The 24,551-nt window shown below is 48.5% G+C and carries 15 protein-coding genes and 3 pseudogenes; 15 read left to right on the top strand and 3 right to left on the bottom strand.

Going from position 1 to position 24,551, the window contains the following annotated elements; all coding sequences use genetic code 11:
- Positions 1 to 43 precede the first annotated feature (43 nt).
- The 7 genes from DW996_RS08415 (at position 44) to DW996_RS08385 (ending at position 7,662) form a co-directional block, all read left to right on the top strand.
- Entirely contained in the window at positions 44 to 1,606 is a 1,563-nt protein-coding gene (locus tag DW996_RS08415; RefSeq protein ID WP_118535423.1) for a DUF3794 and LysM peptidoglycan-binding domain-containing protein, read from the top strand.
- 120 nt (positions 1,607 to 1,726) lie between these two features.
- Positions 1,727 to 2,851, top strand: a complete 1,125-nt coding sequence (locus DW996_RS08410) for a C40 family peptidase (protein WP_118535422.1) — start codon at positions 1,727 to 1,729, stop codon at positions 2,849 to 2,851.
- 44 nt (positions 2,852 to 2,895) lie between these two features.
- Positions 2,896 to 3,603: a hypothetical protein gene (locus DW996_RS08405; RefSeq protein WP_147403547.1), complete on the top strand. Its 708-nt coding sequence runs from the start codon at positions 2,896 to 2,898 to the stop codon at positions 3,601 to 3,603.
- On the top strand, positions 3,578 to 4,453 hold the full coding sequence (locus DW996_RS08400; protein ID WP_118535420.1) for a methionyl aminopeptidase: 876 nt from the start codon (positions 3,578 to 3,580) through the stop codon (positions 4,451 to 4,453). Before DW996_RS08405 ends, DW996_RS08400 begins: the two co-directional genes overlap by 26 nt.
- Positions 4,454 to 5,680 (top strand): hypothetical protein, encoded by a 1,227-nt coding sequence (locus tag DW996_RS08395; RefSeq protein ID WP_118535419.1) that lies wholly within the window; start codon positions 4,454 to 4,456, stop codon positions 5,678 to 5,680. It begins immediately after the preceding gene.
- A 512-nt stretch (positions 5,681 to 6,192) separates the two neighbouring features.
- Positions 6,193 to 7,068: a dipicolinate synthase gene (locus DW996_RS08390; protein WP_118535418.1), complete on the top strand. Its 876-nt coding sequence runs from the start codon at positions 6,193 to 6,195 to the stop codon at positions 7,066 to 7,068.
- A gap of 15 nt (positions 7,069 to 7,083) precedes the next feature.
- Positions 7,084 to 7,662, top strand: a complete 579-nt coding sequence (locus tag DW996_RS08385) for a dipicolinate synthase subunit B (RefSeq protein WP_118535522.1) — start codon at positions 7,084 to 7,086, stop codon at positions 7,660 to 7,662.
- A 50-nt stretch (positions 7,663 to 7,712) separates the two neighbouring features.
- On the opposite strand, the gene asnB is transcribed toward DW996_RS08385, so the two are convergent.
- A complete protein-coding gene (gene asnB / locus DW996_RS08380) occupies positions 7,713 to 9,512 on the bottom strand; it encodes an asparagine synthase (glutamine-hydrolyzing) (protein WP_279220157.1) in 1,800 nt (599 codons plus the stop codon).
- A gap of 120 nt (positions 9,513 to 9,632) precedes the next feature.
- On the bottom strand, positions 9,633 to 9,893 hold the full coding sequence (locus DW996_RS08375; protein WP_118281531.1) for a TIGR03905 family TSCPD domain-containing protein: 261 nt from the start codon (positions 9,891 to 9,893) through the stop codon (positions 9,633 to 9,635).
- Positions 9,894 to 10,066: 173 nt separating this feature from the next.
- Between DW996_RS08375 and secA the strand changes: the two genes are divergently transcribed.
- Positions 10,067 to 12,637, top strand: a complete 2,571-nt coding sequence (gene secA / locus DW996_RS08370; protein WP_118535416.1) for a preprotein translocase subunit SecA — start codon at positions 10,067 to 10,069, stop codon at positions 12,635 to 12,637.
- A 170-nt stretch (positions 12,638 to 12,807) separates the two neighbouring features.
- On the opposite strand, the gene DW996_RS08365 is transcribed toward secA, so the two are convergent.
- Positions 12,808 to 13,695 carry a YitT family protein gene (locus tag DW996_RS08365; RefSeq protein ID WP_118281533.1) on the bottom strand — a complete coding sequence of 296 codons (888 nt, stop codon included), beginning with the start codon at positions 13,693 to 13,695 and terminating at the stop codon, positions 12,808 to 12,810.
- Positions 13,696 to 13,883: 188 nt separating this feature from the next.
- On the opposite strand from DW996_RS08365, the gene uvrB reads away from it, so the two are divergent.
- The 7 genes and pseudogenes from uvrB to recD2 all read left to right on the top strand — a co-directional run bounded on the left by uvrB (position 13,884) and on the right by recD2 (position 24,532).
- Complete coding sequence (gene uvrB / locus DW996_RS08360) at positions 13,884 to 15,866, top strand: excinuclease ABC subunit UvrB (protein WP_118281875.1); 1,983 nt, start codon at positions 13,884 to 13,886, stop codon at positions 15,864 to 15,866.
- Between the two features lie 42 nt (positions 15,867 to 15,908).
- Positions 15,909 to 18,754, top strand: a pseudogene (gene uvrA / locus DW996_RS08355) (excinuclease ABC subunit UvrA).
- Between the two features lie 378 nt (positions 18,755 to 19,132).
- The gene (locus tag DW996_RS08350) at positions 19,133 to 20,128 is read left to right on the top strand and encodes a rod shape-determining protein (RefSeq protein WP_118535415.1); all 996 of its coding nucleotides are present in this window, start codon (positions 19,133 to 19,135) and stop codon (positions 20,126 to 20,128) included.
- Between the two features lie 87 nt (positions 20,129 to 20,215).
- A complete protein-coding gene (locus tag DW996_RS08345; RefSeq protein ID WP_118535414.1) occupies positions 20,216 to 21,016 on the top strand; it encodes a flagellar hook-basal body protein in 801 nt (266 codons plus the stop codon).
- Between the two features lie 85 nt (positions 21,017 to 21,101).
- Positions 21,102 to 21,919: pseudogene (locus tag DW996_RS08340) on the top strand (flagellar hook-basal body protein).
- 13 nt (positions 21,920 to 21,932) lie between these two features.
- Entirely contained in the window at positions 21,933 to 22,292 is a 360-nt protein-coding gene (locus DW996_RS08335) for a hypothetical protein (protein ID WP_118535413.1), read from the top strand.
- A gap of 18 nt (positions 22,293 to 22,310) precedes the next feature.
- Positions 22,311 to 24,532, top strand: a pseudogene (gene recD2, locus DW996_RS14845) (SF1B family DNA helicase RecD2).
- Positions 24,533 to 24,551: the final 19 nt, after the last annotated feature.

Below are 24,551 nucleotides of genomic sequence, written 5' to 3'. Positions count from 1 at the left end.
GTCTCATATCTTATATACAAATACGAAAAATGGTGGGAATGGTATGGAGTTAGAGACAAAGGTAATACATAAAAATAAAATGCCAATCGAGGTCATGTCGCAGTTGATCGCAGAGGAGGATTACAATCTGCCGGAGTATAAGCCGGACATCAAGTATGTGATCAAGAGCCATGGAAATATCGTGGTAGAGGAGGTCGTGCCGGAGGAGGAATACGTCAGCGTCAAAGGCAAGATGCAGTTTGCCATTTTGTATCAGGGAGAAGGTGGGGAGAGCCTGGTAGACCAGGTAAACGGATCCATCTCTTTTACGGAGCGCCTGCATGTCGAGGGGGCTATGCGGTCGGAAAACGTGACCGTGAGAACACAGATGGAAGATCTGGGCGTGGTTGTGATCAATTCACGCAAGTTGTCTCTGCGGGGACTGGCAAATGTGACTGTCTGCATCTGCGAGGGCGTGGAACTGGAACTACCGCTTTATTGTGAGTGTCCGGCAGAGTACCAGGTGCAAAAAGAAGAAAGACGTATCTTAAAATACGTGGAAGGACGGGGCGATCGTCTGCGCTTTAAACAGGAAGTGACCCTGCCCAAGGAAAAACCGGATATCCATATGCTTTTGTGGCAGGATGTCCGTTTGGAGCAGATGAGCATACGACAGAATAATGAGGGGGTGGAGATCGCCGGTATGTTATATCTTTTTGCCCTGTATGAGACAGGGCAGGAGGAAAAGTATGCCTGGTATGAGACCAGCCTGCCGGTCTCTGCGCAGATGGAGTGTGACATTCCGCTGACGGATGGCTTCTTTCTGGTAAAACAGGTGCGGACCCAGACCATGCTGGAACCGAGAGAGGATCTGGACGGTGAACTGCGCAATCTGGCGGCAGAGTGCAGTATGGAGGTGGAACTCTTTATCTGGCAGGAGGAGGAGATCGCCCTTTTACAGGATGCCTATTGTATGGCGAGAGAGTTACATGTGCACCGGCATGAGGAAGAACTCTGGCAGGTGGCAATGAAAAATGAGGCACTTTTCACAGCCGAGGGGCGGCAGACGATCAGCGCCGGAAAGGAAGTTCTTTATCTGTGTGATACGCAGAGCCAGGTGCATTTGCAGGAAGTGCATCTGCAAGGAGGCAACATTGCAATCAAGGGAGTCTGTGAGGTGGAAGTCCTATATGCGACAGCAGGTGAGACCCAGCCTTTTGCCAATGAGCGCATGACGATCCCTTTTGCCGGAGAGATCGAAGCCGGAAATGTCCGTGAGGGAGATTATATAGATGCCGAGGCCCGGGTTTACCGCACCCAGTCTTCCATGGCTGATGCCATGGCACTGCAATGCCGGGTGGAGATCCAGGTGACCATCATGGCGTTTGAGCGCAACCGCTTGCAGATCCCGGATGATCTGGTGGAAGAACCTCTGGATCTGGAAAAATTACAGAAAGAGCCGGGCATGATCGGTTATGTCGTGCAGGAGGGGGATGATCTGTGGTCGATTGCCAAACATTTTCACACGACCAGACAGGAATTGATGGAAACCAACGATCTGACGCAGGAGACCTTGCAGAAAGGACAAAAACTGCTGGTGATGAAACATATTTATCTGATGTCTTAAGATGGTTTTCTAGTATTTTCCGGTTGCAAATGCTTGCGCTTTTTTCTATTATAATATAAGGAACACTGCGTCTGTAAAAGAAGGGAAAGAGGCGCAAGCATAAGAACAAATGAGGTGCATATGAAAAAAATTACTTTACATAAAGGGGGACGGGGAGTGCTGGCGGTATGTCTGGCAGGATCCATGCTTTTCACACGTCCAATGCAGGTGAGCGCTGTCCGCAGTATCTCCGAGATCGAGGAAGAGCAAAGCAGTATCCAGTCAGAATTGAACGGACTGGATGCAGACATGGTTTCCCTGGTTACAGACATGACCGATCTGGAATCCCAGATCTCCAGCAAAACACAGGAGATCGCAGATGCCGAGGCTACCCTTGCCGAGGCGCAGGCAGCCGTAGATCAGCAATATGCTTCCATGAAAGTCCGTATCCAGTATATGTATGAGAACAGTGACGAAAATATCATGACGGTTCTTCTGGAGTCCGGCAGTATTTCGGACTTTTTGAACCGTCTGGAAAATATCAATGCGGTCTATACCTATGACCGTACGGTCCTTGGAAACTATCAGGCGGCAAAGGATGAGGTGGAAGATCTTAAGGCTTCTCTGGAGGAAGAAAAGGCTTCCTTAGAGGCAAATAAGACACAACTTGCCAACCAGCAGGCACAGTTAAATGCCATGATCTCAGAGAAGCAGGGAGAGATGGCAGACATCAAGTCAGAACTTGCCGATGCCAAGGCTCTGGCAGCCAGACAGGCAGAACTGGAACGCCAGCGTCAGTTGGCGGCACTGACCAACAATACCAACAACTCCAATAATGGAGGCAGTGGAAATACGGGAGGCAATACAGGGGGCAGCACCAACAGCGGCGGCAATCTGAATCCGTCAAATACAACGGGTGTCAGCGGAAGCGCTGTGGTAGCCTTTGCCAATCAGTATGTCGGTTATCCTTATGTATGGGGCGGAACAGACCCGAATACAGGGGCAGACTGTAGTGGATTTGTATATTATGTTCTCAAAAATTTCGGTATCAATTACGGACGTCTGACCTCTTACGGATGGCGTAGTGTCGGACAAGAAGTCAGTGTCAACAATATGCAGCCGGGAGACATTGTATGTTATGCAGGACATGTGGCGATCTATGCCGGCGGCGGTCGTATCGTTGAGGCACAGAGTACCTCTGCCGGTATCACCAATAACCGGTCTGTCTATTGCCATAATATCATTACCGTTCGACGTGTGTTATAATACAAAGGCAGGATATGGGGAGAAAGGCGCATAAGATGAAACGGATGGCGAGAAATATTATCATTGCGATCATTATAGTGGCTGTCATCTGCGGTCTGGTATATTCCTGGCAGAGCCGTCAGCAGTTGGACTATCGGGATTGTCTGGAAGAAACGGCATTTACGGTAGATGGTCAGGCGGTGCAGATGAAATGGCTGGGATTTTATGTTGTCTATGAGGAGCGCGAGGTAGAAAAGCAGGCGCAGATCTATCATGCCGACAATACAGCCGATTACTGGAATCTCCATGTGGATGGTCATTTTATCCGGCAGGATGCCAAGGACACGATCATGCAGATGGCGATCCATGATTATATTTATTATCAGAAGGCACAGGAAGAAGGGATGACGTTGGATGCCTCCGAACAACGCAGTCTGGAGAATACGATCTCGGATTTCTGGATGGATCTTTTAGATGATCAGGTGGACAACCTTCCGGTGACAGATGAGTATATCGTCGAGACTATGCAAAGGATTGCGCTGGCAGAAAAATATCAGGCAGCCCTGGCTGCAAAAAAAGACAGGTCATACACCTCTTATTCCTGGAATGGCGGCTACTATAAGAAATGGCTGGCAAAGCAGGATGTAGAGATCAATGATAAGATATGGGACCGTGTGTCGGTTGGGAATATCACCTTAAAACACGACAAAGTAAATTATGTAAACGGTCAGGATGAAAAGGATAGTGATGAAAATGAAAATCGGAAGAAATGATCCATGCTGGTGTGGAAGCGGAAGAAAGTACAAACAGTGTCATGAGGCGTTCGATCATAAGATCGCGTCCTTTGAGAGAGCGGGACATATCGTGCCACCGCATGAGATTATCAAGACACCGGAGCAGATCGCGGGGATCAAGGAGAGTGCCAAGATCAATATTGCCTGCTTGGATGAGGTGGCAAAGCAGATCCATGCCGGTATGAGTACACAGGAAATCGATGATATTGTCTATCGCGTGACGACAGAGATGGGAGGCATCCCGGCACCTTTGAACTATGAAGGATTTCCAAAGAGTGTCTGCACATCCATCAATGATCAGGTATGCCATGGCATTCCGTCGGAGGATGTGATCTTACAGGATGGGGATATCATCAATGTAGATTGTTCTACTATTTTGAACGGCTATTTTTCAGATTCTTCCCGTATGTTTATGATCGGCGATGTCAGCCCGGAGAAACGCAAACTGGTCGAGGTTACAAAGGAGTGTGTGGAACTGGGGCTAAAAGAGATCAAACCATGGTCATTTATGGGAGATGTCGGAGCCGTTGTTTGTCAGCATGCAGCAGAAAACGGTTATACCGTTGTGCGTGAGATCGGTGGACATGGTTGTGGTCTGGAATTCCATGAGGAACCATGGATTGGCTATCATACCAAGCCGGGAACGGAAATGCTGATCGTACCGGGTATGACCTTTACCATTGAGCCTATGGTTAATGCCGGAACAGAGCGTATTTATACGGATCAGGAGAACGGCTGGGAAGTCTACACTTTAGACGGAGAGCCGTCTGCACAATGGGAATATCAGGTTGCTGTGACAGAAGACGGCGTGGAGGTGCTTTCTTACTAGATGAACAAGCGTATTTTGTTTGTGCATACCAGAGAACTCTGTTATTATTCCGGGTCTTACTTTTTGCAGCAGATGCAGAAAGAGGTCGCAAAACTCGGCATAGAAAGCCAATATTTTAGCCTGGGACAGGATCCTTCCTCTTTGGAGGGGATTCTGGGCAGGCATTATGATGGGGTAGTGGATATCAATTCCAAACTACCCTATTTTGTATTGGAGGATGACCGGCGTTTTTTGGACGTTCTGGATGCACCTTTTTATAATTATATTGTGGATCATCCCCTCTATCATCATCCGGGGCTGATTTTTCCTTTGAAAGATTATCATGCCATTGCTATTGATCATTGCCACAAGTCTTACATGGAAAAGTATTATCCGCATTTGCAGCAGGTGGCTTTTTTACCGATCGGGGCGACGCAGAGCAGACTTGCAGATGTCATCCCTTACGAAAAACGGCAGATTCCCCTTTTATTTCTGGGAACTTATGAATCGAAAGATGGCATGCTGGAAAAGTTCAGGGCTTTGTGCAGGAAGACCTTTGCAGACCCAAAGATCCGGCAGGAATTTTATGATCTTGGCATGGCGCTTTTGGAAGTCATGCTGGCGGGCAAGGAATCGGCAAATGGAGAGCGGGTAGAGATACCAATGGAAGAAGCCCTGGCGGGCATTGTGGATCAGGAAAAATTGCAGGCAGGGGCTTATGGCACCAGGGATTTTGCGGTTCTTATGAATTATCTTTACCTGATCGATAAATATGTGCGCAATGCCAGAAGACACAAGGTACTTTCTTATGTGGCAGACCTGAAAGTGCCGCTGACTCTTGTCGGGGAGGGCTGGGAAAAAGTGCCGCTGGCAGGGCAGGCACAGGTAAGGCTTCTAGGGGCGAAGCGGATCGAGGAGACCTATGATCTGCTGGCAGATGCCAGACAGGTGCTGGATGTCAATCCGCTTTTTGCCGACGGCGTGCACGATCGTGTGACCTCTGCCATGATAAACGGCTGTCTGTGCTGCAGCGACATGTCCGTGACTGCGGATCCCGCCATGGGGGACGGCAGACATTTCTGTCATTACAGTAACTGGAATCTGGATCCGCTGGGTTATGCCCTGACCGGAATGCCACTGGGGCAGCAGGAAGAAATGGCTGGGCGGGCAAAGACCTATGCCGTAGACCATTATTCTTGGCAGGCACATGCAAAGAAACTTTTAGACCTGATGCAGATCAGACCATAAAGGAAAACATACAAAAGGCGGGCAACCATACATCTGTGATGGGCACCCGCCTTTAGTAATGTTCTGTTGTCGTATTGTCCAATGGACGATACCTCTCTTTCTTTTCAATTATCTATTGCACTCGTTAATATGTATCTCCTATCTAACAAGCCCTGTAATTGCATATGCTTCTCAATTTCTAATAATTTTATTAAGGACTAAGACTGTCCGCGCCTGAAAGTGCTACTACCTTGTTAAATAAGATTCTGATCTATACCAATCAGAGTGGTTAAGATAAGGATGAAAATTCTGGTGGTCTGTACCTCCTTTGCTTAAATTTTATCGCTGATACGAGAAACGTTCTATTCGTTGTGCTCGTTCTTTGTTTGTGACTATATAATATCTCATAATTATCATATTGTCAATAATAAATTAGAAAATATTAAAATAAATATTAAGATGTCGCAATATTCAGAAAACTACGAGTGAACCATAAGAAGGGGATTGCATATGATAGATTACGGAGGTGGCATATGGAGCAAAAGGAGATTGTGGCAGAAGAAAAGGTCATCGACAAAAGTACAGGAGTAGGTATCCTGATCGTGGACCAAAGGCAGGTCTACATGGCAAAATTACTGGAAGAAAGAGGCTATCGTCTGATCACATGGGATCTGCGCGAAGGTCAGATGCCGCGGGGCAAAGATCCTATCTGGTGCGCGGGAGTCCTGATCCTGCCGGTCCCGGTCAGTCGTGTGCAGGATTTGGCGCGTCTGGAACAATGCCTGATCATGCACAGATACGACATAAAAATGTGTATTGGCGGGGCATTTCCGCAGGAGTTGAAAGAACTTTTGGATCAATATGAGATCCCATGGATGGATGTTCTGACGGATTCTGGGGTGGCGATGAAGAATGCGATCGCTACGGCGGAAGGATGCATTGCTGAACTCAGCCGTCTCATGCCGGTCAATATTGAAGATGCCAACATTATTGTCATGGGCTTTGGAAATTGCGGCAAACCGATCGCGGAGAAACTTTATTGCATGGGGGCGCATGTTTCTGTGGTGGCACGGAGTGAAAAAGCCTTATCCATGGCGCATTACTTTGGCTTTATGGATTATCCCATGGATGCAGCCATTCCATACACAGAGGCAGATGCCATCATCAATACGATCCCGGCACTTGTTATCACAAAAAAGGAGATCGATCTTTTACATGAGGATGCGGTCGTGTTAGACATTGCATCAGCGCCGGGAGGATGTGACAGTGCCTATTGCAAGGAAAAGCATGTGCCTTACAAACTGGCATTGGGACTGCCGGGACTGTATTGCCCTAAGACCAGCGCCATGATACTGTTAGAAGCCATGCCTTTTGGCTATAAGCCGGACCGGGAGAAATGGAAGTCATAAATGAGAGGAAGAGAAATGGATTTTTCAAAATACACCATTGGATTTGGTATTACAGGTTCTTTTTGTACGCATGAGAAGATCAAAAAAGAAATACAGAGGCTGGTGGATCTGGGGGCGACGGTCATTCCTGTCTTTTCCTATCAGACACAGTCCTTGGATACCCGTTTCGGAAAGGCGGCTGATTTTATGCAGGAGGTCGCCGAGCTGACCGGAAACAAGGGGCTGCGTACCATTACGGAGGCAGAACCCATCGGACCCAAAGGACTTTTGGATGTCATGGTCATTGCGCCATGCACGGGAAATTCCTTGGCAAAACTGGAGGCGGGGATCACGGATACGCCGGTGCTCATGGCGGCAAAGGCGCATTTGCGGAACAACCGTCCGCTTGTCATTTCCATCTCGACAAATGATGCCTTGGGGATGAACTTTAAAAATATCGGAAAACTCATGTACATGAAAAATATATATTTTGTGCCTTTCGGACAGGATGATTATGCCAAGAAGCCGTCCTCCATGGTGGCAAAGACCAAATGGCTGCCGGAGACGATCGAGGAGGCACTGCGGGGAAGGCAGATCCAGCCGGTACTGCGATGAAAAAATCCCATCAGGAAAGATTGACCTGATGGGATTTGTCTGTTTTAAAATTATGAAGGTAATTGATAGGAAACCTGATATTCCCGCAGCCAGAAGTCGATCTGCAGATAGTAGGCGAGCAGTTGCGGTCCTGCCATAAGTTGACCGAACCAAGGCTTGCCGTAATCTTTTGGCGCATTGCAGAAGACCAGGACCTTATCCGGGTCAATGAAATCCAGGATCGGATGATTGCCCTGTGCGATCAGTTTTTTCATTTCCTTACACAGCATCTGTTCATATTCCGGGTGATAATTCTTAGGATATGGACTCTTTTTCCGCTCGGCGACCTCCTTCGGCAAAAGTGGGGCGGCGATCTGACGCAAGAGGTGCTTGACCTCGCCGTCCTTTGCCTTCATTTCCCACGGCACATTGTAGAGATATTCTGCCAGACGGATGTCTGCAAATGGGCAGATGGCTTCCATGCCCGCCAGCGCAGCAACACGATCCATGCGGTCTAGGAGTGTCTGCATGAAATATTGTGTCGTCAGGGCAAAGAGACGGCGGTGGCGGCGGTTCTCCGGCGTATCATCCGGCAGGTAAGAGACCTGGGAACAGGAGGCGTCATAGACCTGGGCAACGTATTCCTCCATGCCCAGATGTTCTAAGAAGTGGTCGCGCAAAAGCATCTGTCTTGGCTGCAGATCCATGGTCCAGGGAAATGTGTTAGCAGACCGCATGGGCTCCTTATGGTACCAAGGGTAGCCACAGAAGATCTCGTCCGCGCATTCCCCGGTGAAAGCCACTTTGGAGCGCGGGGCGATCTGCTTGCAGAAATAGAGCAGGGAAGAAGAAATATCAGCCATGCAGGGACCATCGTGCGCCAATACTGACTGTCCCAGAAGGGATGCCTGCCCCTTGGCGTTACATTCTAAAAAGGTGTGGTTGGTATGGAAGTGCTCTGCCATGGCAATGACATAAGGACGATCCAGACTTGGCTGGAAGTCATTGGCAGAAAAATATTTGCTGCTGTCCGTAAAGTCAAAGGAATAGGTGGTCAGTGGCACGCCGCTGTTCATATTTTCTCGATTGGCAAGGGCGGTGACTACCGAGGAGTCCAGACCGCCGGAGAGCAGGCAGCATTGGGAAGCATCTTCGTTCCACTGACGATGCAGGGCTTCGGATAAGAGATGGGAAGCATGGTCTACGGTTTCCTCATAGGATTCCTCATGGCGGCTTGCCTGCAAATGCCAGAAGGTATTTTCGATGATCCGCCCCTGGCTGTAGATGATGGTCTTTCCGGGGCGGACTTCATGGATATCCTGATAGACGGTTGCACCCGGAAGGTGTGCAGGTCCCAGAGAAAATACCTGATGCATACCGCGCAGATCCATGCTGGCATGCACGCTCGGATGGGCAAAGATGCCCTTGATCTCGGATGCAAACAAAAAGAGATCTTTCTGCTGGTGATAAAATAAAGGTTTTACCCCCATGGGGTCTCGGAAGAGGACGACCTTGTGGAGCCGTACATCCGCGATGGCAATGGCATAGCCGCCCCGCAAGAGTGTTGCAAAGCGTTCGCCGTAAAGATGATAGAGCGTAAGCAGGATATCCGGCCGGCTCATATTTCTAGCGGAAATATTCTGACTCTCCAACTGGGATGCCAGTTCATCATAATTGTAGATGCCGTCATCGCAGACGATATGCAGATGTCCAAGCCCTCCCTTGCCCTGTGTTGGGACATTTTTCCGGCTCATTTGATTGGTGTATAGGGCATTATACATGAGCACGCCATCGCTGGTGGTCATGCGATATGCCTGATCCGGTCCACGGTGGGACAGGCTCTTTAGTATCTTCTCAGCGGTCTGTTCCAGTGCGCCCAGACGCTGCCCCTGCCTGAATTCAGGCGAAAAAATCCGGCAATACTACTCATAGTTCCTCCAATAAAAAATTACTGGAATAATATATGAGAGATTGCCGGAAAAAATGCAGGATTATGCCTGCTGTGATGCAGCGTAGGCTTCTGTTACGGCTTTGGCTAACTGATCGCCGCAGGAAGTGCCACGCCCATTGCAGGAAATTCCGCTGATGCGTCGTACGACTTCGTCAACGGTCATGCCCTCTACCAATTTTGGAATGGCTTGCAGATTGCCGTTGCAGCCGCCGGTAAATTTGACATCTTTTACAATGTCGCCATCTAATGTGACTTCGATCTGAGAAGAGCAGGTGCCCTTGGTCTTATATAAGTAACTCATATGATCTTCCTCTCTTTCTTAATACATGTATCTGATTATACGGCCGACGAATGAGATTGGCAAGATGTAAAAATCAAGGCTTTTTATTGTTTCCATAGAAAAAGAGTGTTACAATAACGCCATATGGGTGCAATCCTGCCCCAAGCAAGTAATGAGTGTTTAAGGAGAAGAACATGGGACTGTTTGACAAGATATTTGGAACACATAGCGAACATGAGTTAAAGCGCATCTATCCGATCGTGGACAAGATCGAGGGGATGCGAGAGGATATGGTCGCATTGAGCGACGAGGAATTGCGTGCCAAGACAGATGAATACAAAAAGCGTCTGGCAGATGGCGAGACACTGGATGATCTTTTGCCGGAGGCTTTTGCGACCGTGCGTGAAGCAGCGCGCCGTGTGCTTGGCATGGAACATTTCCGTGTGCAGTTGATCGGTGGTGTCATCCTGCACCAGGGACGTATTGCTGAGATGAAGACAGGTGAAGGAAAGACTTTGGTTTCTACCCTGCCTGCATATCTGAATGCCTTGGAAGGAAAGGGCGTGCATATCGTCACGGTCAACGACTATCTGGCAAAGCGTGATGCGGAGTGGATGGGAAAGGTACATGAGTTTTTAGGATTGACGGTCGGCGTTGTCTTGAATGATATGTCAAGAGAAGAAAGACAGGCTGCCTACAACTGCGACATTACCTACATTACCAATAATGAACTGGGATTTGATTACCTGCGTGACAATATGGTAGTCCGCGAGAACCAACTGGTACAGCGCGGTCTGCATTATGCCATCATCGATGAGGTCGATTCCGTATTGATTGATGAAGCGCGAACACCGCTTATCATTTCCGGACAGAGCAACAAGTCCACCAAGTTATATGAACTGTGCGATATGCTTGCCAAGCAGTTACAGCGTGGCGAAGACCTGCCGGAATTTTCCAAGATGGATGCCATCATGGGAATCGAGCAGGAAGAGACCGGAGACTTTATTGTCAATGAAAAGGACAAGGTTGTCAGCCTGACCCAGGAAGGAACCAAGAAGGTCGAGGAGTTCTTCCATATTGACAACTTATCTGACCCGGAAAATCTGGAATTGCAGCACAACGTCATTTTGGCACTGCGCGCCAACAACCTTATGTTCCGCGATCAGGATTATGTCGTATCCGACGATCAGGTTTTGATCGTAGACAGTTTTACCGGACGTATCATGCCGGGGCGTCGTTATTCTGATGGTCTGCATCAGGCGATCGAGGCAAAGGAACATGTGCAGGTCAAGAGAGAGAGTATGACTCTTGCCAACATTACCTTCCAGAATTTCTTTAATAAATATGATAAAAAGAGCGGTATGACCGGTACGGCGCTTACCGAGGAGCAGGAGTTCCGTGATATTTACGGCATGGACGTTGTGGAGATCCCGACCAACAAGCCGATCGCGCGTAAGGATCTGGATGATGCCGTTTATAAGACCAAGAAAGAAAAGTACCATGCAGTCGTAGAGGAAGTCAAAGAGGCTTATGCCAAGGGGCAGCCGGTACTGGTTGGTACCATTACCATTGATATTTCAGAGGAGATCAGCCGGCTCCTCAGCAAAGAGGGCATTCCGCACAATGTATTGAATGCCAAGTTCCATGAAAAAGAAGCCCAGATCGTCGCAGAGGCAGGTCGTCACGGGGCAGTTACCATTGCAACCAATATGGCGGGTCGTGGTACGGATATCAAGTTGGATGATGAGGCGAAGGCAGCCGGTGGTCTGAAGATCGTCGGAACAGAGCGTCATGAATCTCGCCGTATTGACAACCAGTTGCGCGGTCGTGCCGGTCGACAGGGAGATCCGGGACAGTCTCAGTTCTTTATCTCTCTGGAAGATGATCTGATGCGTCTGTTTGGATCTGAGAAGTTGATAAATATGTTCAATTCTCTGGGTGTTCCTGAGAACGAACAGATCCAGCACAAGATGCTCAGCGATGCCATCGAAAAGGCACAAAAGAAGATCGAGAGCAACAACTTTGGTATCCGTAAGAACCTCTTGGAATACGATCAGGTCATGAACGAGCAGAGAGAACTGATCTACGCACAGCGCCGTCGTGTGCTGGAAGGCGAGAATATGAAGGATCAGATCCTTTCCATGATCGCAGACAAGGTCAGCGAGAGTGTTAATATGTGCTGCACAGATGAGGTTGCAACCGAGGATTGGGATCTTACAGAATTAAACCGTGTGATCCGTCAGATCATCCCATTACAGCCGATCACTTCTGAGACCTTAGAGGGTATTAAGAATACCAGGCAGTTGATCGAGAAACTGACGGATGAGGCAAATGCCTTATATGCAGCCAAAGAAGCGGAGTTCCCGGAGCCGGATGCCTTCCGTGAGATCGAGCGTGTCATTCTTTTGCGTGTGATCGACCGCAAGTGGATGGAAGAGATTGACGATATGGAGCAGTTGCGCCAGGGTATCGGTATGCAGGCTTTTGCCCAGCGTAATCCGATCGATGAATATAAGATGGCAAGTTATGATATGCTGGATGCCATGAATGATGCTATCCGTACCGAGACGGTACAGATGCTGTACCGCATCCGCATTGAGAAAAAGGTAGAGCGCGAGGAAGTTGCCAAGGTTACCGGTACCAATAAGGATGAATCAGCAACAAAGGCACCAAAGAAGCGGGCAAATGTCAAGGTATATCCGAATGATCCGTGTCCTTGTGGCAGTGGTCTGAAGTACAAGCAGTGCTGCGGACGCAAGGCATAGGATAGATGCAGGGCTTCCTGCAAGTCGTGAAGCCCATGAATGAAGAAAATGACGATTGGAGTCAAAAAAAGAGGAACTACATTTCCACTGTGGGGTGTAGTTCCTTTTTTGACATAAGCCAAGATATTTTGCATGCAGGTCATCCGCAAGATGCAGGAATGTTTGCATGTTTACGGAGCACTGGTCTCCTCGACGACTGGATCCGGCTTTGGCGGATAGGTGAAGCCTTCGCCCACAACAGCACTGACACGGTTGACGACCATAAAAGCGGTTGGGTCCATTTGATGCACGATACGCTCAACGCGGCTCAACTGACGGCTGGAAATAACGGACATGACAACTTCCACATCCTTGCCCAGATAGCCGGAGCGGCCTTTCATCATGGTAACACCGCGGTCAAGATCTTGTAAGATGAACTGGCGGATCTCGTCGCTCTTGTCGGAAACGATCTGGACTTCCACACGGTTCTTTCCGATCAGACTGATCTTATCAATGAGAACGGAATATACGATAACCAGTACGACACCATATAGGACATTGTCACCCGGGGTCTGCAAAGCCTGTAAGGCGAGGATGATGACATCGACGATATAGACGCCGACCGAGAGTGGAATGCGCAGGTATTTGTTCATCAAAAGAGAGGGGATATCCATACCACCGGAAGATGCTCCCGCACGCAGGACAAGACCGACACCGGCGCCGATCAGGATACCGCCCATGATGGTGCATAAGAAAATATCATTGGTAACTGCATGCCCGTGCAGCGCCTGTTCCATAATTGCCATTGCCAGCGGATAGCAGAAGGTGCTGAGGATCGTTGAGAGGGCAAAGCGTTTGCCCAGAAAAATGAGCCCTACAACCAGCATGACAGCGTTGATGATAAAGACATAGACGGAAGTCGGTATGCCGGTCTGCCGGCTCAAAAACAGTCCGATACCGGAAGTGCCGCCGGTGATTAGACCGGAACCGGAAACAAACAAAACAAAGCCGGCTGCGTCTAAGATATTTCCTATCAGGATCATGAGTAATCGAAGCAATTCTTTAGATTTCCTATTCATGTTACGTCCCTTTCTATACTATATGTGAAAGAATGCTATGGTTTCCCACACGTTTGCTATTATATGACAAATGGGTACAAAATAACAATAGTAGAACAAACATTCGATTTTTCCTGTACTTTTGCCAGTCTTGATGTTATATTATAGGAAGAATATGTGCAAACTAGATAGTCAGGAGTATGAAGGATATGGATCATTTTGAACTGCATTCCCAATTTGAACCGACCGGAGATCAGCCGCAGGCGATCGCAGAACTGGTCGCGGGCTTTCGTGAGGGCAACCAGTGTCAGACCCTGCTTGGTGTGACTGGCTCAGGAAAGACCTTCACCATGGCGAATGTCATACAGGAATTGAATAAACCGACACTGATCATTGCGCATAATAAGACGCTGGCAACGCAGTTATATGGAGAGTTTAAAGAATTTTTTCCCAATAATGCGGTGGAATATTTTGTATCCTATTATGATTACTATCAGCCGGAGGCATATGTTCCTTCGACCGATACCTATATTGCCAAGGATTCCTCCATCAATGATGAGATCGACAAGTTGCGTCTGTCGGCTACGGCAGCCCTGACAGAGCGGCGCGATGTCATTATCATATCTTCGGTATCCTGCATCTATGGTATTGGTAGCCCGGATGACTACCAGAATATGATGGTTTCCCTGCGGCCGGGGGATGAGAAGGATCGGGATGAGGTGATCCGACAACTGGTAGATATGCAGTATATGCGCAACGACATGGATTTTACCCGTGGTACTTTTCGGGTGCGTGGTGATGTGCTGGAGATCATTCCGGCGGATACCTCGGATTATGCCTATCGTGTGGAATTTTTCGGGGATGAGATCGATCGTATCACGGAACTGGATGCTCTTACGATGGAAGTACGGTGTGAGATGAATCATGTCGCTATTTTTCCTGCCTCCCATTACGTCGTACCACAGGACAAGATCAACAAAGCCTGTGTCGAGATTGAGGAAGAGTTGGAGGAGCGCGTGCGCTTTTTCAAGGGAGAGGACAAATTGATCGAAGCGCAGCGTATCGCGGAGCGTACCAATTTTGATGTGGAAATGCTGCGTGAGACAGGCTTTTGTAGTGGCATTGAGAATTATTCCCGTCATCTGACCAATCAGAAGCCGGGAGAGCCGCCACAGTGCCTTTTGGACTATTTTAAGGATGATTTTCTGATCATTGTGGATGAGTCCCATATCACCCTGCCACAGGTGCGCGGTATGTATGCCGGAGACCGGGCGCGGAAGACGACCCTGGTAGATTATGGCTTCCGTCTGCCGTCGGCGCTGGACAACCGCCCTCTGAATTTTTCGGAGTTTGAGTCCAAGATCGACCAGATCTTATTTGTGTCGGCAACACCGGCAGAGTATGAGGAAGAACATGAGATGTTGCGTGCGGAGCAGGTTATCCGTCCGACCGGTCTTTTGGATCCGGAGGTAGAGGTGCGTCCGATCGAGGGACAGATCGATGACCTGATCGGCGAGATCCGCAAGGAAACGGCACAGCGCAACAAGGTGCTCATTACTACGCTGACCAAGCGGATGGCGGAGGATCTGACCGATTATATGGCAGAACTCGGTATCCGTGTCAAATATATGCATTCCGACATTGATACCATGGAGCGCGCGGAGATCATACGAGATCTGCGACTGGATGTCTTTGATGTTCTGGTTGGCATCAATCTGCTCCGTGAGGGACTGGATATCCCGGAGATCACGCTTGTGGCGATCCTGGATGCGGACAAGGAAGGCTTCTTACGTTCCGAACGTTCTCTGATCCAGACCATCGGTCGTGCAGCGCGAAATGCATCCGGCCATGTTATCATGTATGCGGACAAGATCACAGACTCTATGCGGCTGGCATTGGATGAGACCGCCAGACGTAGGCAGATCCAGCAGGCATACAATGAGGAGCATGGCATCACACCGCAGACCATCCAGAAATCGGTACGTGATCTGATCAGTATTTCCAAAGAAGTTGCCAAGGAAGAGATGCAGTTTGAGCGTGATGCGGAAGAGATGGATCGCGGGGAACTGGAAAAACATATCGGTCAGATCAAGAAGAAGATGGAAAAGGCTGCGGCAGAACTTAACTTTGAGGCTGCGGCAGAATATCGTGACCGCCTGATCGAACTGAAAAATATGCTGCGGGATATGTAGCAGATAAATATTAAGATAGAGATAAGATAGAGGTTTAGAATCATGAAGGACACAAGAAAATACATCAAGATCAGAGGAGCCAATGTGCATAATCTCAAAAATATCAGTCTGGATATTCCCAGAGATTCCTTTACGGTATTGACCGGGCTCAGCGGATCGGGAAAGTCATCTTTGGCTTTTGATACCATCTTTGCAGAAGGACAGAGACGATATATGGAGTCTTTGTCTTCTTACTCCAGACAGTTTCTGGGACAGATGGAAAAGCCGGATGTGGAGAAGATCGAGGGATTGCCGCCGGCGATATCCATCGACCAGAAATCGACAAACCACAACCCGCGTTCTACGGTAGGGACGGTGACGGAGATCTATGATTATTTCCGTCTGCTCTATGCGCGTATCGGTATTCCTCACTGCCCGAAGTGTGGACGGGAGATCCGCAAGCAGACCGTTGATCAGATGGTCGATCGTATCATGGCACTGCCGGAACGTACCAAGATTCAGTTATTGGCACCGGTTGTGCGCGGGCGAAAGGGAACCCATGAAAAACTCTTTACCAAGGCAAAAAAGAGTGGCTATGTGCGTGTGATCGTGGATGGCGATTTATATGATCTGTCTGAGGATATCGTTCTGGAAAAGAATATCAAGCACAATATCCAGATCGTTGTCGACCGTCTGGTTGTCAAAGAGGGCATTGAGAAGCGTCTGACCGATTCGATCGAAAATATCCTGCACGTGACCTCGGGATTAGTCGAGGTGGATGTCATCGACGGTGAGAACTTCATGATGTCCGAGGCTTTGCCTGCCCGGATTGCGGTATCAGTGTAGATGAGGTGGAGCCGCGTAGTTTCTCTTTCAACAATCCTTTTGGAGCCTGCCCGGAATGCTTCGGACTTGGCTTTAAGATGGAGTTTGATGAGGATCTGATGATCCCGGACAAGCGCCTGAGTTTTAATGAGGGCTGTGTCACGGTCATGGGATGGCAGTCAGCATCCGACAAAAAGAGTTTCACGCATGCGATCCTGGTTGCACTGGCAAAGGAATACGGATTTTCTTTGGATACGCCTTACAAGGACCTGCCGGAGGAGATACGCCATCAGTTCATCTATGGATTTGACCGCACTGTGCCGGTGCATTATAAGGGGCAGCGCGGTGAAGGCGTTTATGATATCTGTTTTGAGGGATTGATCGCCAATGTGAACCGCCGCTATCGTGAGACTCATTCGGAGACCATGAAAAAGGAATATGAGGAATTCATGTATATCTGTAAGTGCCCGCTGTGTAAGGGACAACGTCTGAAAAAGTCCTCTCTGGCGGTCACTGTAGCAGATAAGAATATCTTTGAAATGACGGAGCTGCCGATCCGCGACCTGCAGGTATTTTTGCAGGACATGCAGTTGAGTGATCAGCAGGAAAAGATCGGGCACCAGATCTTAAAGGAGATCCGGGGACGCGTTGGTTTTTTGGTGGACGTAGGTCTGGATTACCTGTCCTTGTCCAGAGCGACCGGGACACTTTCCGGAGGAGAGGCACAGCGTATCCGTCTGGCGACCCAGATCGGTTCCGGTCTGGTAGGTGTTGCCTATATTTTGGACGAACCGAGTATCGGTCTGCATCAAAAGGATAATGACAAACTTCTGGCATCTTTGAAAGGTCTGCGTGATTTGGGCAATACCCTGATCGTGGTCGAACATGACGAGGATACCATGCTGGCGGCAGACTGTCTGGTGGATATCGGACCGGGGGCAGGCAAGCATGGCGGCGAGGTCGTAGCGATCGGTACGCCGGAGGAAGTCATGGCAAATCCGAATTCAATCACCGGGGCATATCTGAGTGGCAAAAAGACAATTCCGGTGCCAAAGGAGAGGCGGCAGCCGACAGGATATCTGACCATCCGTGGGGCAAAAGAAAACAACCTCAAGAATATTGATGTGCAGATACCGCTTGGCGCGATGACCTGTATTACCGGTGTGTCCGGTTCGGGAAAGAGTTCGCTGACCAATGAGATCCTATATAAGCGTCTGGCAAAAGAACTAAACCGTGCCCATAAGGTGCCGGGCAAGCATGATGATATCGAGGGGATCGACCAGTTGGATAAGATCATTGATATTGACCAGTCGCCGATCGGGCGTACCCCACGATCCAATCCGGCAACTTATACCGGTGTGTTTGATATGATCCGTGATCTTTTTGCGGCGACAGCAGATGCCAAGGCACGCGGTTACAGCAAGGGACGTTTCAGTTTTAATGTCAAGGGCGGACGCTGTGAGGCATGTTCCGGAGACGGTATTATCAAGATCGAAATGCATTTCCTGCCGGATGTCTATGTGCCGTGCGAGGTATGCGGTGGCAAGCGCTACAATCGCGAAACCCTGGAGGTCAAGTACAAGGGCAAGTCTATCTATGATGTTTTGGATATGACGGTGGAAGAAGCCTTACATTTCTTTGAACATGTGCCATCTATCCATCGTAAGATCCAGACCCTTTATGATGTAGGTTTATCCTATGTAAAATTGGGACAGCCGTCTACGACACTTTCCGGCGGAGAGGCGCAGCGTATCAAACTGGCGACCGAACTCAGCCGCAGGAGTACAGGACGTACCATCTATGTATTAGATGAGCCGACCACGGGGCTCCATTTTGATGATGTAAATAAACTCGTTACCATTCTGCGGAAATTATCCGAGGGTGGCAATACGGTGGTCGTGATCGAGCACAATCTGGATGTGATCAAGACGGCAGATTATATTATTGATATGGGACCGGATGGCGGAGACCGCGGAGGCAGGGTCGTAGCCTGCGGCACACCTGAGGAGGTGGCACAGCATCCGACTTCATATACAGGACAATATGTAAAACGTTATCTGGAAGCAGATAAGAAGCGCTTATAAGGGCAAAACAAGGGCAATCCCTAAGAAATACTCCGGGATTGCCCATGTTCTTTCTGCAAGATGCAATAAAAAAGGAACCGCAAAAGCGATTCCGTTATTTTTGGGGAGTGCTCCGGAAGCAAAGCCTCCGGAGCTGAGTTATGAAAAATATATTAGCACTATTTGCTAGTACGATTATTATAATATCCAAGAAATGTGTCCATTATGTGAAAAAAGAATAAAAAAATAAAAAATAAATATAAAGATTTGTTTAAGGTTATCTTCAGAAAAAATTCATTGAAAAATGGTAACATTTGTATATAATTGAAATTAGAATGCAAAACTATCATTAGGTGGACTAGGTTCACGTTTCATATACAAACTGAAAGGAGAAACAGTATGGTTTCAAGTGATATCGGAATTGATTTGGGTACAGCAAGCATCCTGGTTTACGTTAGAGGAAAAGGTGTCGTATTAAAGGAGCCGTCCGTGGTGGCTTTCGATAGAGATACCAACAAGATCAAGGCGATCGGTGAAGAAGCACGTCTGATGTTAGGTAGAACACCGGGCAATATCGTAGCCGTTCGACCACTGCGTCAGGGAGTTATTTCAGATTATACAGTAACAGAAAAAATGATCAAATACTTCATTCAGAAGGCAATGGGCAAGAAGAGTTATCGCAAGCCTCGTATCAGTGTCTGCATCCCGAGTGGTGCTACCGAGGTAGAAAAGAGAGCGGTAGAGGATGCAACCTATGCAGCAGGTGCCAGAGAGGTTTCCATCATTGAGGAGCCGATCGCAGCAGCAATCGGAGCCGGAATCGATATTTCCAGACCATGCGGAAATATGATAGTAGATATCGGTGGTGGTACGGCAGATATCGCTGTGATCTCTTTGGGTGGTTCTGTTGTCAGCACTTCCATCAAGATCGCAGGGGATGACTTTGATGAAGCCATTGTCCGTTATATGCGTAAGAAACACAATCTTCTGATCGGTGAGCGTACCGCAGAAGACATCAAGATCAAGATCGGTACCTGTTATCCACTCCCGACACCGGAGACCATGGATGTCAGAGGACGTAATCTGGTCACAGGTTTGCCAAAGACCATCGAGGTTTCTTCTGAGGAGACCGAGGAGGCACTGCGTGAGCCAACCTTACAGATCGTAGAAGCCATCCACTCTGTACTGGAAAAGACACCACCTGAGTTGGCGGCGGATGTTGCTGACCGTGGTATCGTTCTGACCGGTGGTGGAGCATTGCTTCGCGGCTTGGAGGAATTGATCGAAGAGCGTACCGGCATCAATACGATGACGGCAGAAGAGGCAATGACTTGTGTTGCTATCGGAACCGGTAAGTTCGTTGAGTTCCTTTCCAGCGATCGTTCTGAAGATTAAATTTCAGATCTTATATAAAAAATACGACAGATCTATCCGATATATAGATAGAAGTCAATATCTAGTTTTGCTTGCTTAGGAGGAATTATGGTAAAAGGGCTGTACACCGGATATACCGGCATGGTCAACGAACAGAAACGCTTGGATGTGATTGCCAATAATCTGGCAAATTCCGCGACGACCGGGTACAAAAAAGAAGGTATGGTAAATCAGTCTTTTGATCATCAACTGGCGATCAAGATCAAGGATACATCGAATTATGATATGCCGCAGCGTATCGGTTCGATTAGTCTGGGTGTGAAAGTGGGAGAGACCTTTACAAACTGGGATCAGGGCAGTTTTCAGATCACAGACAATATGTCTGATCTGGCACTTTCCGGTGAGGGATTTTTTGCCATCGCTTTTACATCCAAGGACGGAGAGACTTCTATCAAATATACCAGGGATGGTGCTTTTTCTGTAGATAATCAAGGATATCTGCGCACATCAGACGGAGATTATGTCCTGAATCGGATCGGTGCGCTGAATTCCGATGATGCACTTGCCAATTATGTACGGATTGACCCGGATCAGTCTTACGAGATTGATGAACAGGGATTTATTTATCAAAATGGTCAGGTTGTAGACCGTATCGGTGTGGTGCAGTTTGCAGATAATAATTTTGTTTCAAAATATGGCGAGAATCTATATGATCTGGTTCCGGGCGGACAGGTCATCGCCAGCGATGCTTCCGTTGAGCAAGGATGCCTCGAAGCTTCCAATGTCAATGTGATAGATGAAATGGTCGACATGATCACGGTTGCCAGAGCCTATGAGGCTGGGCAAAAGGTGATTCAGACCGAGGATTCTACACTGGACAAGGCAGTCAATAGCGTAGGACAGGTGTAAAAGTCCTAAATTGACAATGCCGATGAGACTGCATGACAATATCCGGTCATGCTGACAGAGAATTTGGAAAGGAGATGCATTCATTATGATGAGAGCATTATGGACAGGTGCGTCGGGGATGAAGGCGCAGCAGACGAACGTTGACACGATCGCCAACAATCTCGCCAATGTCAATACCGTGGGATATAAGTCCCAATCTACGCAGTTCAAGTCACTTTTATACCAAACCCTTCGTACAGAGACGACAACAGCAAACGGAGAAAATAAACCTACGACAGCACAGGTGGGTTTGGGTGCAAGAGTGGCATCTACCAATACAGACTATACACAGGGAACCATGCAGGCGAATGCCAGCAAGACGGCATTGTGCATTTCCGGTTCCGGCTTTTTCGCAGTGCGTGGTGCAGACAATGGAACCTATTATACCAGAAGCGGTGATTTTACATGGGCACTGGATAATATGGGCAATCGTGTTCTGGCTACATCTAAGGGACAGGAAGTCTTGGATTATCAGGGCAATCCGATCATGTTGCCGGATGGCGCTTCGGGCGATGCGGTTTCCTTTGGAACGGATGGTTCTGTGGCATATAAGGCAGCAGACGGCACCTATATACCGACCGGGCAGCAGGTGGCATTGTACCAGTCAACAATCCAAAAGGATTGGAAAAGACCGGGGACAGCCTTTTTGAGGCAACCCAGGCTTCGGGTGTACCGCTGAGTGAGATTGCGACCGCCGGCGTGACCAGAAGTACGATCGCACAGGGATATTTGGAAGCATCCAATGTCAATGTGGCAGATGAGATGGTCAATCTGATCGTGGCACAGAGAGCCTATGAGATGAACTCCAAGGCGATCACGACCTCCGATACCATGTTGGAACAGGCAAACAATCTCAAGCGATAGGAGGAGATAGGGTATGAGTTTTTCGGTAGATGGTTTATCTTTTTATTACGATACGGTTTCTTCAAATGCACAGTCGTCCAGCAGGTCGGACAAGGCAACCAGCGCACTTTCCGGGCTTTCTTCTGATTCCTCAGAGGAGGATCTGGTAAATGCCGTAGAGTCTTTTGAATCCTATATGTTAGAACAGGTCATCAAGCAGATGAAGGACAGTGTGACTTCGGATGATGATCAGGATTCGACCATGAGCCAGTATACCGATATGTATATGGATGCGACGATCCAGCAGCTTGCAGGCGAGATGGTATCAGAATATGGCGGTAGTCTGACAGACCAACTGGTCGATCAGATGAAGCGCAATTACGGAATAGAGTAGGATAGGACTACATAATCGATGGAAGATTTACAAGGCTATGTGGAACACATCGTGTTCCGCAATGCGGATAACGGTTATACCGTTCTCAATTTAATAAGCGAAGAAGATGAAATTACATGTGTAGGAATCTTCCCTGTCGTCACGGAGGGGGAGATTCTTTTATTACATGGGGAATATACATCACATCCGACCTATGGCGAACAGTTTCAGATGAAATCCTATGAAACAAAGGCGCCGGAAGATGTCCTTTCTATGGAGCGTTACCTGGCATCCGGTGCCATCAAGGGAATCGGTGTGGCACTGGCATCCCGTATCGTGCGACGTTTCAAAAAGGACACCTTCCGCATCATGGAAGAAGAACCGGAACGGCTTGCGGAGATCAAGGGGATCAGCGAGCGTATGGCGATGGAGATTTCCAGTCAGATGGTAGAAAAGAAAGACCTGCGGGATGCTATGATCTTTTTAGAAAAATATGGCATCACGAGCAATCTGGCGGTCAGGATCTATCAGGCATATGGACAGGAAATTTACAGTGTTATTCGTGAAAACCCCTACCGCATGGCAGAGGAAGTGCCGGGGATCGGCTTTAAGATAGCAGATGAGATCGCTGAGCGTGTGGGTATTCGTACCGATTCGGATTTTCGTATCCGGTGCGGGATCCTCTATTGCCTGACAGGGGCATCGACGCTAGGGCATACCTATCTGCCGCGGGAAGAATTGCTCCGTTATGCCAATCAGTTACTGGGTGTTGCACCGGAGCACATTGAGGAACATGTTATGAATCTTGCCATGGATGGAAGGTGGAATTAAAGGATGAGGGCGTGTATGCCAAGAACTTTTACCGTATGGAACAGGTGTCGGCAGGACTTTTACACGCTTTGAATGAGACCTATGATGTGACACCTGCCAAACTGACCCAGGCGATCGCGAGGATCCAGAAAGAAGAAGATATGGAATTGGATGAGTGGCAGGCAGAGGCGGTCAGACAGGCGGCGACGCATGGTCTCTTTATCCTGACCGGTGGACCGGGAACGGGAAAGACGACGACGATCCGAGCCATGATCTCTTATTTCGTGGGCGAGGGCTATGATATTTTTCTGGCAGCACCGACAGGGCGCGCGGCAAAGCGGATGAGTGAGACTACCGGATATGAGGCAAAGACCATCCACCGTTTACTGGAAGTCAATGGGGCGATGAGCGAGGCGAAAGATGATGCCAAGGCGGTCGGCGGTTTGTTTGAACGCAACGAGTCCAATCCTCTGGAGGCGGATGTCATAATCATTGATGAGATGTCTATGGTGGATATCACTCTCCTGTATGCTCTGTTAAAGGCGATCGGGCATGGAACGCGTCTGATTCTGGTGGGGGACATCAACCAGTTGCCGAGTGTTGGACCGGGCAATGTTCTGCGGGACATCATAGCGTCAGAGTGCTTTCCGGTCGTGACCCTGCAAAAGATCTTTCGTCAGGCGAGTCAGAGCGATATTGTTGTCAATGCGCATAAGATCAACGACGGCCAGCATATCGTACTGGATAATAAGAGCCGGGACTTCTTTCTGCTGAAACGTTATGATGCAGATGTCATCATCAGTGTTATGCTACAGTTGGTCAAACAAAAAATGCCAAAATACGTAGACGCGACACCGTATGATGTTCAGGTGCTGACACCGACCCGCAAGGGGTTACTGGGGGTAGAACGTCTCAATGGCATTTTGCAGCAATATTTAAATCCACCGGGAAAGGGAAAGAAAGAGCATCAGGTGGGTGAGCGGATCTTCCGTGAGGGTGACAAGGTCATGCAGATCCGCAACAATTACCAGTTAGAATGGGAGATCCGCAGCCGTTATGGACTGGCAATCGACAAAGGACTGGGCGTATTCAATGGGGATGTTGGGATCATTCAGGAGATCAATGACTACAGCAGCACGGTCAGTGTACTCTATGATGAAAATAAATTGGTGATATATCCTTTTAAGGGATTGGACGAACTGGAATTAGCCTATGCGATCACCATTCATAAATCGCAGGGAAGCGAGTATCCGGCGGTGGTCATGCCTTTGCTGCCGGGACCGCGTATGCTTATGAACCGGAATCTTTTATATACGGCTGTGACCAGGGCACGCAAGTGTATTACCATTGTGGGGGATGAAAATGTATTTTACCGGATGATCGATAATACGACGCAACAGCGTCGGTATTCTGGCTTGAAAGAAAGATTAAAAGAGGCCTCGCTCATATAAGCGAAGCCTCTGAAAAATA

This window comes from Roseburia sp. AM51-8 (assembly GCF_003478275.1).
Classification (GTDB): domain Bacteria; phylum Bacillota; class Clostridia; order Lachnospirales; family Lachnospiraceae; genus Pararoseburia; species Pararoseburia lenta.
Note: the sequence above shows the minus strand (reverse complement) of the source record. Positions and strands in the feature narration are given on the sequence as shown.